Origin of the sequence: Erwinia rhapontici (assembly GCF_012271765.1) — a bacterium.
Taxonomy (GTDB): Bacteria; Pseudomonadota; Gammaproteobacteria; order Enterobacterales; family Enterobacteriaceae; genus Erwinia; species Erwinia rhapontici.
In genome coordinates this window covers 223,717-237,539 of sequence record NZ_VRKO01000018.1, presented here as the reverse complement: position 1 = coordinate 237,539, position 13,823 = coordinate 223,717, and the positions used below count along the sequence as shown (strand labels likewise).

Annotated in this window: 11 protein-coding genes; 4 read left to right on the top strand and 7 right to left on the bottom strand. The window is 58.2% G+C overall.

The features are described 5' to 3' along the window. The first annotated feature begins 65 nt into the window (after positions 1-65). From rhlE to FVB43_RS23965, 3 genes are all read left to right on the top strand, one after another. Positions 66-1,511 carry an ATP-dependent RNA helicase RhlE gene (gene rhlE / locus FVB43_RS23975; RefSeq protein WP_133841165.1) on the top strand — a complete coding sequence of 482 codons (1,446 nt, stop codon included), beginning with the start codon at positions 66-68 and terminating at the stop codon, positions 1,509-1,511. A gap of 56 nt (positions 1,512-1,567) precedes the next feature. Beyond that, positions 1,568-2,506, top strand: a complete 939-nt coding sequence (dusC, locus tag FVB43_RS23970; RefSeq protein WP_133841164.1) for a tRNA dihydrouridine(16) synthase DusC — start codon at positions 1,568-1,570, stop codon at positions 2,504-2,506. 158 nt (positions 2,507-2,664) lie between these two features. Beyond that, positions 2,665-3,864, top strand: coding sequence for an MFS transporter (locus tag FVB43_RS23965; protein ID WP_133841163.1), 1,200 nt, complete (start codon positions 2,665-2,667; stop codon positions 3,862-3,864). Here FVB43_RS23965 and ppk2 read toward each other — a convergent pair. Beyond that, a complete protein-coding gene (ppk2, locus tag FVB43_RS23960) occupies positions 3,861-4,778 on the bottom strand; it encodes a polyphosphate kinase 2 (protein ID WP_133841162.1) in 918 nt (305 codons plus the stop codon). The two genes, FVB43_RS23965 and ppk2, sit on opposite strands and share 4 nt — an antisense overlap. A gap of 203 nt (positions 4,779-4,981) precedes the next feature. Here ppk2 and FVB43_RS23955 point away from each other — a divergent pair, with 203 nt between their 5' ends. Next, positions 4,982-6,010, top strand: a complete 1,029-nt coding sequence (locus FVB43_RS23955) for a transporter (protein WP_133841161.1) — start codon at positions 4,982-4,984, stop codon at positions 6,008-6,010. An 85-nt stretch (positions 6,011-6,095) separates the two neighbouring features. Here FVB43_RS23955 and FVB43_RS23950 read toward each other — a convergent pair whose 3' ends face one another. The 6 genes from FVB43_RS23950 to FVB43_RS23925 form a co-directional block, all read right to left on the bottom strand. Beyond that, the gene (locus FVB43_RS23950) at positions 6,096-7,253 is read right to left on the bottom strand and encodes a L,D-transpeptidase family protein (RefSeq protein WP_159338074.1); all 1,158 of its coding nucleotides are present in this window, start codon (positions 7,251-7,253) and stop codon (positions 6,096-6,098) included. Positions 7,254-7,455: 202 nt separating this feature from the next. After that, positions 7,456-9,270 (bottom strand): glycoside hydrolase family 15 protein, encoded by a 1,815-nt coding sequence (locus tag FVB43_RS23945; RefSeq protein WP_133841159.1) that lies wholly within the window; start codon positions 9,268-9,270, stop codon positions 7,456-7,458. Between the two features lie 237 nt (positions 9,271-9,507). Beyond that, on the bottom strand, positions 9,508-10,275 hold the full coding sequence (locus FVB43_RS23940) for a FadR/GntR family transcriptional regulator (protein ID WP_133841158.1): 768 nt from the start codon (positions 10,273-10,275) through the stop codon (positions 9,508-9,510). Positions 10,276-10,288: 13 nt separating this feature from the next. Beyond that, entirely contained in the window at positions 10,289-11,104 is an 816-nt protein-coding gene (locus tag FVB43_RS23935; RefSeq protein WP_167864902.1) for an ATP-binding cassette domain-containing protein, read from the bottom strand. Then, a complete protein-coding gene (locus FVB43_RS23930) occupies positions 11,101-12,873 on the bottom strand; it encodes a dipeptide/oligopeptide/nickel ABC transporter permease/ATP-binding protein (RefSeq protein ID WP_167864901.1) in 1,773 nt (590 codons plus the stop codon). The genes FVB43_RS23935 and FVB43_RS23930 overlap by 4 nt, the downstream gene beginning before the upstream one ends. After that, the gene (locus FVB43_RS23925; protein WP_167864900.1) at positions 12,870-13,817 is read right to left on the bottom strand and encodes an ABC transporter permease; all 948 of its coding nucleotides are present in this window, start codon (positions 13,815-13,817) and stop codon (positions 12,870-12,872) included. The genes FVB43_RS23930 and FVB43_RS23925 overlap by 4 nt, the downstream gene beginning before the upstream one ends. Positions 13,818-13,823 lie beyond the last annotated feature (6 nt).

The following is a 13,823-nucleotide window of genomic DNA, read 5'->3' as shown; positions in this document are numbered from 1 at the left end:
GTCAACTCTCCCCCTGGAAACTACACCGCTATGCGGTCAGGGCGGATCCGGAGTCAGTCAACTTTATGTCATTTGATTCTCTCGGCCTTAACGCCGATATTTTGCGCGCTGTTGCAGAACAGGGCTATAACGAGCCGACGCCTATTCAGCGCCAGGCTATCCCGGTAGTCCTTGCTGGCCGCGACCTGATGGCCAGCGCACAGACCGGTACCGGTAAAACCGCAGGTTTCACCCTGCCACTGCTGCAGTTGTTAAGCAGCAACAACCCGCACCCTAAAGGCCGTCGCCCGGTGCGCGCACTGATTTTGACCCCGACCCGCGAACTGGCGGCTCAGGTGGGCGAAAACGTGCAGGAATACAGTAAATATCTGGATATGCGTTCGCTGGTGGTCTTCGGCGGCGTGAGCATCAACCCGCAGATGATGAAACTGCGCGGTGGTGTGGATGTGCTGGTCGCGACCCCGGGTCGCCTGCTGGATCTTGAGCACCAGAACGCTCTTGATCTGTCTCAGGTGGAAATCCTGGTTCTGGACGAAGCGGACCGTATGCTGGATATGGGCTTCATCCACGACATCCGTCGCGTGCTGGCAAAACTGCCTGCAAAACGTCAGAACCTGCTGTTCTCTGCCACTTTCTCTGATGAGATTAAAACCCTGGCGGAAAAACTGCTGCACAACCCGGAACAAGTGTCCGTGGCGCGCCGCAACACGGCTTCTGAGCAGGTGACGCAGCATGTGCATATGGTTGATAAGAAACGTAAGCGCGAGCTGTTATCGTTCCTGATTGGTCGTGACAACTGGCAGCAGGTGCTGGTGTTTACCCGTACCAAGCACGGTGCTAACCATCTGGCTGAACAGTTAAATAAAGACGGCATCACGTCTGCTGCTATTCACGGTAACAAGAGCCAGGGCGCACGTACCCGTGCACTGAGCGACTTTAAAGACGGCAAAATTCGTGTGCTGGTGGCAACGGATATCGCTGCCCGTGGTATCGATATCGAAGAGCTGCCACACGTAGTGAACTACGAACTGCCAAACGTGCCGGAAGACTATGTACACCGTATTGGTCGTACCGGTCGTGCGGCCGCAGTGGGTGAAGCGTTGTCACTGGTGTGTGTGGATGAGCTGAAGCTGCTGCGTGATATCGAACGCGTACTGAAGCGTGAAATCCCGCGTATGGCGATTGACGGCTACGAGCCAGACCCAAGCATCAAAGCAGAACCGATCATCAACGGTCGCCAGCAGCAGCGTGGCGGAGCCGGTGGCGGCGGTGGACGTGGTCGTGGCGGCCCGGGCCAGGGTCAACGCAGTAACAGCGGTGGCGATCGCAGTGCCAGCGGCAGTCGTACCGGTAACGGCGGCGGCGGCAATGGCGGCGAACGTCGTCAGGGTAATGCGAATGGCAGCAGTGCAGGAGCCCCACGCGGCGCTCGCCCTGAAGGCGGTAACGCTGGCGCACCACGCGTCAACAAAACCCGCCCACGTCGTTCTAACCCGGCGAACAACGGCTAATTAATCAGGGGGAAGCGCCCGCTTCCCCCTTTGCTCACCCATCCCACAGGTTTACCATGCGCGTATTACTTGCCCCGATGGAAGGCGTTCTCGATTCGCTGGTGCGTGAACTGCTGACCGACGTCAACGACTACGATCTCTGTATTACCGAATTTCTGCGGGTAGTGGATGCACTGCTGCCGGTGAAATGTTTCCAACGCCTCAGCCCCGAACTCGATCATGACAGCCGCACGCCGTCAGGCACCCGTGTGCGTATTCAGCTGCTTGGGCAGTATCCGCAATGGCTGGCAGAGAATGCCGCGCGTGCCGTCGAGCTGGGCTCCTGGGGCGTGGATCTCAACTGTGGTTGCCCGTCAAAAACGGTGAACGGCAGCGGCGGTGGGGCAACGTTATTAAAAGATCCCGAGCTGATTTATCAGGGCGCGAAGGCGATGCGTGCCGCCGTGCCTGCCCATCTCCCCGTCACGGTGAAAATCCGGCTGGGCTGGGATTCCGGTGCGCGGCAGTTTGAAATTGCCGATGCGGTGCAGCAGGCTGGCGCCACGGAGCTGGCGGTACATGGCCGAACCAAAGAGGATGGCTATCGCGCTGAGGCGATAAACTGGGCGGCGATAGGCGAGATTCGTCAGCGGCTGTCGATTCCGGTGATTGCCAACGGTGAAATCTGGGACTGGCAGAGTGCGCAGGATTGTATGCAGGCCACGGGATGTGATGCCGTTATGATCGGGCGCGGTGCGCTGAATGTGCCCAATCTCAGCCGGGTGATCAAATACAACGAACCGCGGATGCCGTGGCCGCAGGTTGTTCAACTGCTGAAAAAGTATGTGCTCCTGGAGAAGCAGGGCGATACCGGACTGTATCATGTGGCGCGTATCAAACAGTGGCTGGGGTATCTGCGTAAAGAGTATGAAGAAGCCTCACCGTTGTTTATGCAGGTGCGCGTGTTGCAAACCTCCGCGGATATTGCGCGGGTGATTGGTTCCGTGAATGGCTAACCCTCTGTTAATGGCTGGCCCACAGGCCAGCCTCTGCCTGCTCATCTGCATCAACCCTCTTTCCTCTCACGGACATAACTTGTCTCTAAACTGATCGGGATCTGTTAGCAAGCTAAGCGTATAATGTGACACATATCGTATCTTTTTCTGGCTCCGCTATGTCCGCAATCCCGGCGTTAACCAATGCCCAACTGAACAAACGTATTATCTCTGTCGTGATCTTCACCTTCTTTTGCTACCTGTCTATCGGCCTGCCGCTGGCGGTATTGCCGGGCTACGTGCATAACCAGCTGGGCTACAGCTCGTTTATTGCCGGGCTGATTATCAGCCTGCAATATTTCGCCACGTTGATCAGCCGACCGCAGGCCGGGCGTTATGCCGATCTGCTGGGGCCGAAAAAAGTGGTGCTGGTGGGGCTGATCCTCTGTGGTGCCAGCGGGCTGTTTACCCTGCTAGCGGTGCTGATGGATGCCTCACCGCTCACCAGTCTGCTGCTGCTGGCCGTGGGGCGCGTGGTATTAGGCTTTGGTGAAAGCCTCACTGCCACCGGATCGATCCTCTGGGGCATCAATGTGGTGGGCACCGTGCAGAGTGCTCGGGTAATCTCGTGGAATGGCGTGGCGACCTATCTGGCAATGGCAATGGGGGCACCGCTGGGCGTGATGCTCAATGCGCTGTTCGGCATCCCCGGTTTTGCCGTGTTGATCATGCTGATGGCCGCCTTTGGCTACTGGCTGGCGACCCAACGCCCGGCGATTCAGGTACAAGTGGGGCAGCGCATTCCCTTCAACCAGGTGTTTGGAAAAATCTGGCTGTATGGTCTTTGCCTGGGATTAGGCACGGTCGGGTTTGGGACTATCGCCACCTTTATTACGCTCTACTTCTCCCATCATGGCTGGAACGGTGCGGCGTTCTCCCTGACCCTGTTCAGCATCGGTTTTATTCTCATGCGCCTGCTGTTTAACAACAGCATTGCGCGCTACGGGGCCATTCGTGTTTCGCTGGTCTCCTTTGCCATTGAATGCGTAGGATTGCTGCTAATCTGGCAGGCCGGTTCGATCTGGCTGGTGGATCTGGGGGCATTTCTTACCGGCAGCGGTTTCTCGCTGATCTTCCCGGCGCTGGGCGTGGAAGCGATCCGTCGGGTTCAGCCACAAAATCAGGGATCGGCGCTGGGGCTTTACTCCGCGTTTCTCGACTGTGGATTAGGCATTACCGGGCCGATTGCCGGATTGCTGATTGGGCACTGGGGCGTGGACAGTATCTATCTGGCGGCGGCAGGGGTGGTGTTGCTGGCCCTGTTAATCATGGTCAGTGTGCTAATCCGGGGCAATAACACATTGCCCCGACAGGCTTAGTACACTTCCGGCACAATCATATCGTCCGGCACCGGGGTGCGGTGATAATCCTCGTTGCGCTCACGGCTGGGCAGGGTGATGGGTTTTAAGGCGCTGTCCTCATACGGCACCTGGCGCAGCAGGTGGCTGATGCAGTTCAGGCGCGCCTTCTTTTTATCCACGCCCTGGACCACCCACCACGGCGCTTCGTCAATGTGGGTGCGCGACAGCATAATCTCTTTGGCTTCGGTGTAGTCTTCCCAGCGGCGGCGGCTTTCCAGGTCCATCGGGCTGAGCTTCCACTGCTTCAGCGGATCGTGAATGCGGCTGAGAAAACGCAGTTCCTGCTCTTCATCGGTGATAGAGAACCAGTATTTAACGATCTGGATCCCGCTGCGCGTCAGCATCTTCTCGAACTCCGGTACGCTGCGGAAAAACTCTTCCACTTCCTGTTCATTACAAAAACCCATGACCCGCTCAACGCCTGCGCGGTTGTACCAGCTGCGGTCGAACAGCACCATTTCGCCCGCCGCAGGCAGGTGTGCAATGTAGCGCTGGAAGTACCACTGTGTACGTTCACGGTCGTTGGGGGCGGGCAGGGCAGCCACACGACAGGTACGGGGGTTCAGACGCTGGGTAATACGTTTGATCACGCCACCTTTGCCCGCGGCATCGCGGCCTTCAAAGATAATCACCATGCGGTGCCCGGTGCGCATCACCCAGTCCTGCATCTTCACCAGTTCGCCCTGTAGCCTTAGCAGCTCGCGGAAATAGTGTTTACGCCAGGCTTTCTCGCCTTCTTCCATCTTGCTGTCATCGCCAAAACGCAGATCGTCCAGCTCCATTTCCAGCTCTTCGTCGTAGCTGTCGTAAAATTCCTGTAGCAGACGATGGTGAATATTCTCAGCTGAGAAATCATTACCTTGCATCGCCATACGTCGTTCTCCCGGTCATGTGGTGAAAATAGCCATTCAGGCAGGTTCATCAATTTATCCTCTGGTAATACGCACTCTGTGTGACAGGAAAATGACATCCGTGAGGGATTTCTGCGCGAACAGTCGCTCCGGTAACAAAACTGTCATCGGCATACGGCAGGATAAGACTATCGCCATAACGCGCCCGAACCGGAAAAAAACGAATGACGCAACACCTGCCGTTACTGCGGCAAAAACCGGACTTCAGTGATGATGTTTCCGGCCTGATTTATGGCTACCGCTTTGTTCAGGATCACGCACCCGAAAGCCTGACCGTTCAGCAATCCTGTGAGGCCTGGGCCAGCGGAGCCGTTGAGGGCAGCTTTCTCTGGCTGCACGTTAATCTTAACCATGCCGCCGCCGCCCGCTGGCTGAAAACCCACTTTGGTGTTGATGAAGACTTCTTTGACGAAATCCAGCAGGGGTCGCACAGCACCCGTATAGAACGACAGAATGATGCGCTGATGGCGGTACTGAACGATGTTACTTTCAACGCACGGGAAACCAGCGACGAAAGCGCTACGCTGTGGATCTGGTGTCGCGATGGGCTGGTGGTCAGCGCCCGCTTTAAACCGCTGCGGCTGGTGGAACGGTTAGTCAGTAAGCTGGACCAGCTGGAGCTGCGTTCGTCGACCGGGCTGCTGGCTCAGTTGCTGGCGGAACAGGAAGAGGTGCTGGCGCTGATTGTGCGCCAGTCGAATCAGTATGTGGATCAGATAGAAGAGCGCCTGCTCGGGCAGCATATAAAAAGTAATCGTGGTGAACTGGGGCGCCTGCGCCGCACATTGCTGCGTTTCCAGCGCCTGCTGGCGCCGGAACCGGCGGCACTGTTTCGCCTGATCAATCGCCCGCCGGGCTGGCTGCACCATCATGTGGTGCAGGATCTGCGTCAGTTTACCGAAGAGTTCACCGTGGTGCTGAACGACCTGAATGGACTGACCGAGCGCATCCGGCTGTTGCAGGAAGAGATCGCTGCGCAGCAACTGGAACAGAGTAACCGGACCCTGTTTACCCTGACGCTGATCACCGTGCTGGCCCTGCCAATTAATCTTGTGGCCGGGTTCTTTGGCATGAATGTGGGCGGTGTGCCGCTGGCCAATAATCCGCACGGTTTTTTCCTGCTGGTGATGCTGGTAACGCTTTTCACCTGCGTCGCGGCCTGGCTGGTGTTGCGGCGGCGTGATAAGCCCTGACGGCTATCTCGCGCCAGTAAAAACGCCCCAATAAAAAACCCCCGAACCTTAACGGCACGGGGGTTTTTATATCTACTGCGCGGAATTAAGGCTTCGGCGTGCTGTAGATCGGGCCAGGCTGAGTCAGCGCGGGAACCGCCTGTACTGACGCATCGGTCGCTGCCTGTGCTTCAGTCGTCGCTGGCGCTTCCGTAGCGGCAGGGGCTTCAGTGGTGACAGGAGCTTCTGCGCCCTGAGTGGCAACGGCGGCGGCTGGCTCTTCCTGCGGAGCGGCTGCCTGCTGAGGCACTACAACCGGAGCAGAAGGCTGGCTATTCGCATCGCCGTTCACTTTGGTTGGCATGCCAGAACGTGCTTTCAGCGCGTCTTCCATGGCGGTGGTATTAACGCTGGCGTCTGAAACCACCTTGTTCACCGCATTGGTCAGTGTCAACGGAACCGGCTCGCGTGAAGCAAACTGCTCTTCGGTCTGCGACAGTGGGTTATGGATTTCCACGTAGCGCGAACCGTCCGGCTCAACCGATGCTTTGATCGGCTGGTCGATAAACTGCACGCGTGTACCCACTGGCACATTCTTGAACAGCCATTTGATATCGTCAGCACGCAGACGCACACAGCCGTGACTCACGCGCAGGCCGATACCGAAGTTGGCATTGGTGCCGTGGATGGCATACAGACGGCCGATGTACAGCGCATACAGACCCATTGGGTTATCCGGGCCAGCCGGGAAGACCGCAGGCATAGATTCACCGCGCGCGGCGTACTCTTCATGCATCTTCTTGGTTGGGGTCCAGGTCGGGCCATCTTTTTTGCGCTGAACGGTAGTCGTCCAGTTTACCGGTGTATCACGGCCCAGTTCGCCGATACCAATAGGCAGCACAACCACGGTTTTACTGCCTTTCGGGTAGTAGTACAGACGCATTTCCGCACTGTTGATCACGATGCCTTCACGCGGAGCGTCAGGCAGGAGCAACTGCTGAGGAATGATCAGTTTGCTGCCTGCTTTCGGCAGATAAACGTCCACGCCTGGGTTCGCTTCCATAACGTTGCTCAGACCCATCTGGTACTGAGCAGCGAAAGCTTCCAGCGGAAGTTTGCTGTCTTCCGGGATGGTAATTTCCAGATTTTCCCCGGTCAGGCGGCTGTTGGCGGCCGGAAGAGGGTAAACCACAGCGAAGGCAGAGTGGCTGAAAGCCGCAGCGGCCAGAATCAAGGTGACTAACGCACGGATGTTCTTTTTCATAGTAATTTCAGGTGTAGCGCCATGTAGACTGTTGATAAACGACCTAATACTGGCCAACTGTGACCGGCTGCACATTATATGTGCATTATGGCCCCGGATGAAACCAGGATTTTCCCTGTTGAACTATCTTTACGATAAATTGTCTGCAATACGACCATTTTTGCGATGCATCATTCTGTTTCTGCGATGCATCGTCCTGATTTCAGGGTTGCCAGAGCGGATCTTTCCCACTCAGTTTCCGGTCAAGGAAAAAGGCAGCACTGATCAGGGCCAGATGGGTGAGCGCCTGAGGCGTATTGCCTAACGCGTGACCGCGACTGTCAAACTCCTCCGCATACAAGCCGAGGGGGTTGGCGTAATTTAGCAGCTTCTCAAATTCAAAGTGTGCTTCATCAAGCCGCCCGGCACGCGCAAGGCACTCAACGTACCAGAAAGAGCAGGCGGCAAAGGCGCCTTCTTCACCCTGCAGGCCATCGGCCGGGGTTTCGCTGACGTTGTAGCGGCGCACCATTCCATCACTGACCAGCTTCTCTTTAATCACATCCAGCGTTGCCAGCCAGTCCGGGTCGGTCGCCCCGACAAAGCGCACCAGCGGCATCAATAGCATTGAGGCATCAACAAACTCGCCGTGACGGGTGGCGACAAAGTGACCCGCCTCTTTATGCCAGAAATTCTCCCAGATATCGCTGCGGATCGCATCCCGGGCAGCGGTCCAGCGTTCGGCAGGCATTGACAGCGATCGCTTTTCACCCAGACGTATTGCACGGTCGAGTGCTACCCAGCACATCAGGCGTGAATGCAGGAAGTGCTGCGGTTCCCCGCGCATTTCCCAGATGCCGGCATCACGCTGCTCCCAGTGGTCGGCCACATAGTCAATCATCCGGCTGACGTGGCTCCAGCCGCGCTGGGAAATCGCTTCGCCGTATTTGTTGGCGAGATAAATGGCGTCCATCAACTCACCGTAGATATCCAGCTGCGACTGGCGCCAGGCATCATTACCAATGCGCACCGGGGTGGAACCGGCATAGCCGGACAGGTTCAGCAGTTCGCTTTCGTGTAGCTCGGTGCCGCTGTCGATGCGGTACATCACCTGTAATTTTTCAACGTCGTTGTGACTGTTCTCAACGCAGCGGCTGACCCAGTGCGTGAAGTGTTTTGCTTCATCGACATAGCCGAGGCGCATCAGGGCATACATGCTGAAGGAGGCATCACGGATCCAGGCGGCGCGGTAGTCCCAGTTCCGTTCACCACCCAGCTCTTCCGGCAGGCCAAACGTGGCAGCAGCGGCAATCGAACCGTGTTGCCAGGAGGTCAGCAGCTTCAGCGTCAGCGCCGAGCGGTTCACCATTTCCCGCCAGCGTCCCTGGTAGCTACTCTGCGCGCTCCATTGCCGCCAGAACGCCAGCGTGGCATCAAAGCAGCTTTCGGTACCTTCTTCTTCACGCTGCGGATCCTCATCGCCCCCGAAAATAAACTCGCGCGATTCCCCTTCCTGTAGGGTGAAGCGGGCGACCGCCGCGGCACCTTCCAGGGCAAAGTCCACTTCGCCCGTCAGGCGTAACGTGGGCTGACCTTCTGCGTGGAATATCACGCCTCCTGATTGCAGAGTGGCGCGGGTTTCTGCCCGGGCATAATCATGGACAGGCGCACAGCGCAGGTTGATGGTGGCGCTGCCGTGCACCACATTAATCCGACGAATTATGCGCGGCTGGCGGTCTTCCCGCTGGCATACCGGCATATAGTCGGTCACTTCCACGACACCCAGATCGTCCAGCCAGCGGGTTTGTAGCAGGGTGGTATCGGGCAGGTAGAGCTGCATACGACGCGCATCGGGCCAGTCGGGGCTGAGGCTGAATAAGCCCGCCTTATCGCTGTCGAGCAGGGCGCTGAATACCGAGGGGCTATCGAGGTTGGGCCAGCAGAAGTAGTCGAGGGTTCCGTCATTGGCGATCAGTGCGCAGGTGCGCAGATCGCCAATGACGCCGTGGTCTTCAATCTTTCGTTTGATTTTATTCATCGTTTAACTATAGCGGTTGTTTTGGCTGATGGGCGCGGCATGCCACGCCCCTACGACAACCGCACTATCTTTTCGCCGGGGTCAGGCATGCCACTCGTCTACTACAACCGTAATCTTTCGTAGGGGTCAGGCATGCCACTCGTCTACTACAACCGTAATCTTTCGCCGGGGTCAGGCATGCCACTCGTCTACTACAACCGTAATCTTTCGTAGGGGTCAGGCATGCCTGACCCTCACTCAACTATCATCCCGTAAAAAACGCTCTTCCAGCGTCGCCTGCAGCAACAGCATCGCCTGCTCAGCATGCTGCATATGATCGCGCATGATGCGTTCCACCGCGGTGACATCCTCACGGCGCAGCGCATCAATCAACTGATACTGATATTCGATGCCCTGGCGACGATCGACGGGCTGCGGCTGCTGATAAATATCTTTGCACACCGCCAGATCTTTCAGCAGACGTTGCAGAAAGCGACAGAAAAAGGCCAGCAGCGGATTAGTCGAATAACTCGCCACCACACTGTGAAAATCCAGCTCGGCCATACGTTGCTCCCAGCGCTCTTCCTCACTGGCGGGCGGGTGATCATAGATACGAATCAACTGATGCAACTGCTGAAAACCCGCCTCATCAATCTGGCCGATGGCGCTGACCGCAACCTGCGGTTCCAGCGTTTTACGCAGCGCATAGATATGGCTGATGCTCAGCTCACGGGTAAACAGATAATTCGACAGCAGGCTCATGGCACGGTTTTCCGGCATGCTGTCGATAAACGCACCACCGCCAGGTCCGGTACGTGTGCGGATCAGCCCCTGCGCTTCCAGCGCCTTCAGCGCCTCGCGCACCGTACTTTTTCCGGCGGAAAACCGCACCATCAGATCTTTTTCCTGCGGCAGGCGATCGCCGGGCAGCAGGTTGTCATCCACAATGCTCTGCTTGATGGCATCAATGATGGTGTCGGTGCGTTTACGCTTTACTGCCTCGGGGGGCGTTGATACTGAAGACATGGTCACCTGTATGTCAGAGAGTGGGCTGAACGCTGGGCGGCGTGGCCTGCCAGGCTGGCGCGGCTGCCAGCAGTTGACGACTGTATTCGTGCTCAGGCGCACTGAACAGCGTCTGCGTGGCGGCGCATTCGACGATAGTACCAGAATTCATCACTGCAACGCGGTCGGCAATCGACTCCACCACGGCCAGGTCATGGCTGATAAACAGATAAGACAGACCCAGTTCCTGTTTAAGATCCTCCAGCAATAGCAGAACCTGTGCCTGTACTGAGACGTCAAGCGCAGAGACAGGTTCATCCAGCACCAGAATCTGTGCCTCTGCCGCCAGCGCACGGGCAATCGCCAGCCGCTGCGCCTGACCGCCAGAAAACTCATGAGGATAACAGTTCAGGGCATCGGCAGGCATATTGACCGCCGCCAGCAGCTGTTGCATACGCGGCAGACACTCACGCGCAGAGTAACCACACAGCCGCCGCAGCGGCACGCTCAGGATCTGGCGAATGGTTTTACGCGGATTGAGCGATGCCACCGGGTCCTGAAACACATACTGAATGGTTTTGCCAAAGGCCTGCACGCCACGCTGTGCCAGCAGGCTGGCCTCTTCACCCTGTAGGGTCAGGCTGCCAGACGTGGGGGATTCCAGCCCGACCAGCATACGGGCGAGGGTGCTTTTTCCACTGCCACTTTCACCGACCACGGCAAGGGTTTCCCCCTGGCAGAGATCAAAACTGATGCCTTTTACCGCCTCAACGGCGTTACTGCGTCGCCACCATCCTCCCTGACCCGGGTAGGTTTTTATCAGATTTTTCACTTCAATCACGTTCTTCATGAAGAGGTCTCCTGCTGGTGTAGCTGGCGGATTTGTTGCAGGAAGGCGCGGCCCTGACCGCGCTGCGGCACGCTGGCAATCAGTCGTCGGGTATAGTCGTGTTGAGGAGCCTGTAATACCGTGGCGGTGAGACCGCTTTCCACAATCTCACCCTGACGCATTACCGCTACCCGGTCACACATCTCACTGACCACGGCAAAATCATGCGTGATAAACAGCAGGGCCAGCCCGCGTTTGTGACGCAGTTCGTTCAACAGGGCGAGGATACGCGCCTGCACCGTGACATCCAGCGCCGTGGTGGGTTCATCGGCAATAATCACCTGCGGATCGTTGGCGAGGGCGATTGCAATGCCCACGCGCTGACGCTGGCCGCCGGAAAGCTGATGAGGCCAGGCATCAAAGCGTTCTGCCGCCTGCTGAATGCCGGTATCTTCCAGCAGCGTAATGGCTTTGGCGCGTGCTGCCGCGGCGTTTAGCGGCTGGTGGCACTGAATCGCTTCGACCAGCTGCTGACCAATGCGCATCTGGGGATGCAGTGACGTCAGCGGGTCCTGGAAGATATAAGCCACGCGTACACCACGGCGTTGCTGCATCTGGGTGGCAGAGAGAGACAGCAACTCCTCATTCTCCAGCCAGACGCTACCGCCGGTGATCACACCGGGTGGCGAAGCCACCAGACCCATAATCGCCAGCGCGCTGACGCTTTTACCGGAGCCGCTTTCGCCAATCAGCCCGAGGCATTCACCCGCCTGCACATGGAAGCTGACGCCTTTTACCGTGGGCACCCGATGGCTGCCACGGCTGAACGCCACCTGTAAATCCACCACTTCCAGCAGCGCATCAGGATGAGCACGCGGGGCGACCGCTGCACGATCAACGGTGGTCATTGCCTGTGAGCGTAGCAGGGCGCCGGACTTCAGACGCGGATCCAGCAGGTCACGCACGCCATCTCCCAGCAGGTTAAAACCGATCACCAGCAGGAAGATCATCACGCCCGGCACCAGGGCAACATGGGGGGCGATAAACAGCTGGTTGCGCCCCTGGCCCAGCATCGAGCCGAGATCGGCATCCGGTGGCTGCGTGCCCAGACCGAGGAAGGAGAGCCCGGCCGTTTCAAGGATCATCCAGCCGATGGTGGTGGAGAGCGTCACCACGATCAGCGGCAGTACGTTTGGCAGGACTTCGCTTAACAGGATCTGCGTATGATTTTTCCCCGACAGTTTGGCTGCCTGAATAAAATCACGGCTGCGCAGGCCAAGGGTCAGACCACGTACATTACGGGCAAAGAACGGAATATTGACCAGCGCGATGGCATAGAGCGCATTCAGTAGCCCTGGCCCGAGCACCGCGACAATCGCCAGCGCCAGCAGGATATAGGGAAAGGCCATGATCATATCGATCAGGCGCATCAGGATACTGTCGGTGCGCCCGGCGGCGTAGCCGGCAATCAGGCCGATCAACGTGCCGAATACGGCGGCCAGCAGGGTGGCGCTCAGGCCCACGGCAACGGAAACCCGGGTGCCCCACAGCAGGCGCGATAACATATCGCGGCCCAGCGCATCGGTGCCCAGCAGGTGGCCCGGCGTCAGCGGTGGAGCAAGACGTTGCAGCAGGTCGGTGGCATCCGGGTCCGGCAACGGCAGCAGCGGGGCGATAAAGGCCGCGGTTAAGGTGATTGCCAGCAGCAGCAATCCCAGCGCGGCGAGGCGGTTGTGCAGTAACAGCGACCAGCTGGAGCGGCGCGTGGGCAGGGTAGTGGAAGTCGTCATGATTTTACCCTCGGGTCGAGGCAGGCCTGAACGATGTCGGTCAGCAGATTAATCAGCACGTAAGCAATGGCAGCGACCAGCACGCCGCCCTGAACCAGGAGCAGGTCGCGGGTCGAGACGGCTTTCACCAGCATCGCGCCCAGGCCCGGCCACTGGAACACGGTTTCGATATACACCGCACCGCCCAGCACAAAGCCAGCCTGAATACCGATCGCCGGGATCACCGACACCAGCGCCACGCGAAAGGCGTGACGCCATATCACCCGGCGCTCGCTGACGCCTTTCGCGCGTGCCGTACGGATGTAATCCTGGCGCAGCACTTCCAGCATCGCGGTGCGCGTCAGGCGGGCAATCACCCCGGTGGCAACAATTGCCAGCGTGATGACGGGCAGCGTCAGATGATGCAGCAGGTCCCATGCATCGCCGCCACCATAAATCGCGAACATGCCGGAGGCCGGGAACCAGCGCAGGCTGACGGCAAACAGCATGATCATCAGCAGGCCGATCAGGAACGAGGGCAGGGAAATGCCGATCAACACCAGCAGGGTGATCAGTTTGTCGCCCCAGCCGAACTGGCGTACCGCCGAGGTGACACCCGCCAGCAGGCCGAGGATCACGCTCAGCAACAGCGCGCAGCCGCCCAGCAACAGGGTGGCGCTCAGGCGTTCCAGCACTTCATCGATCACCGGGCGGTTCAGCACATAGGAGCGACCAAAATCGCCGTGCAGCAGGTTGTTGACCCAGATGAAATACTGCTGCCACAGCGGTTTATTCAGCCCCAGTTCGGCGCTGACGCGCGCCACATTTTCCGGTGTGGCAAATGCGCCGAGCAATGCCTGTGCCGGGTTGCCGGGGATCATCGCCATCAGCAGAAAGACAATCAGCGACAGGCCGATAATCACCGGGATGATGCCAATCAATCGCCGCAGTAAATAGTTCCACATGGCAGG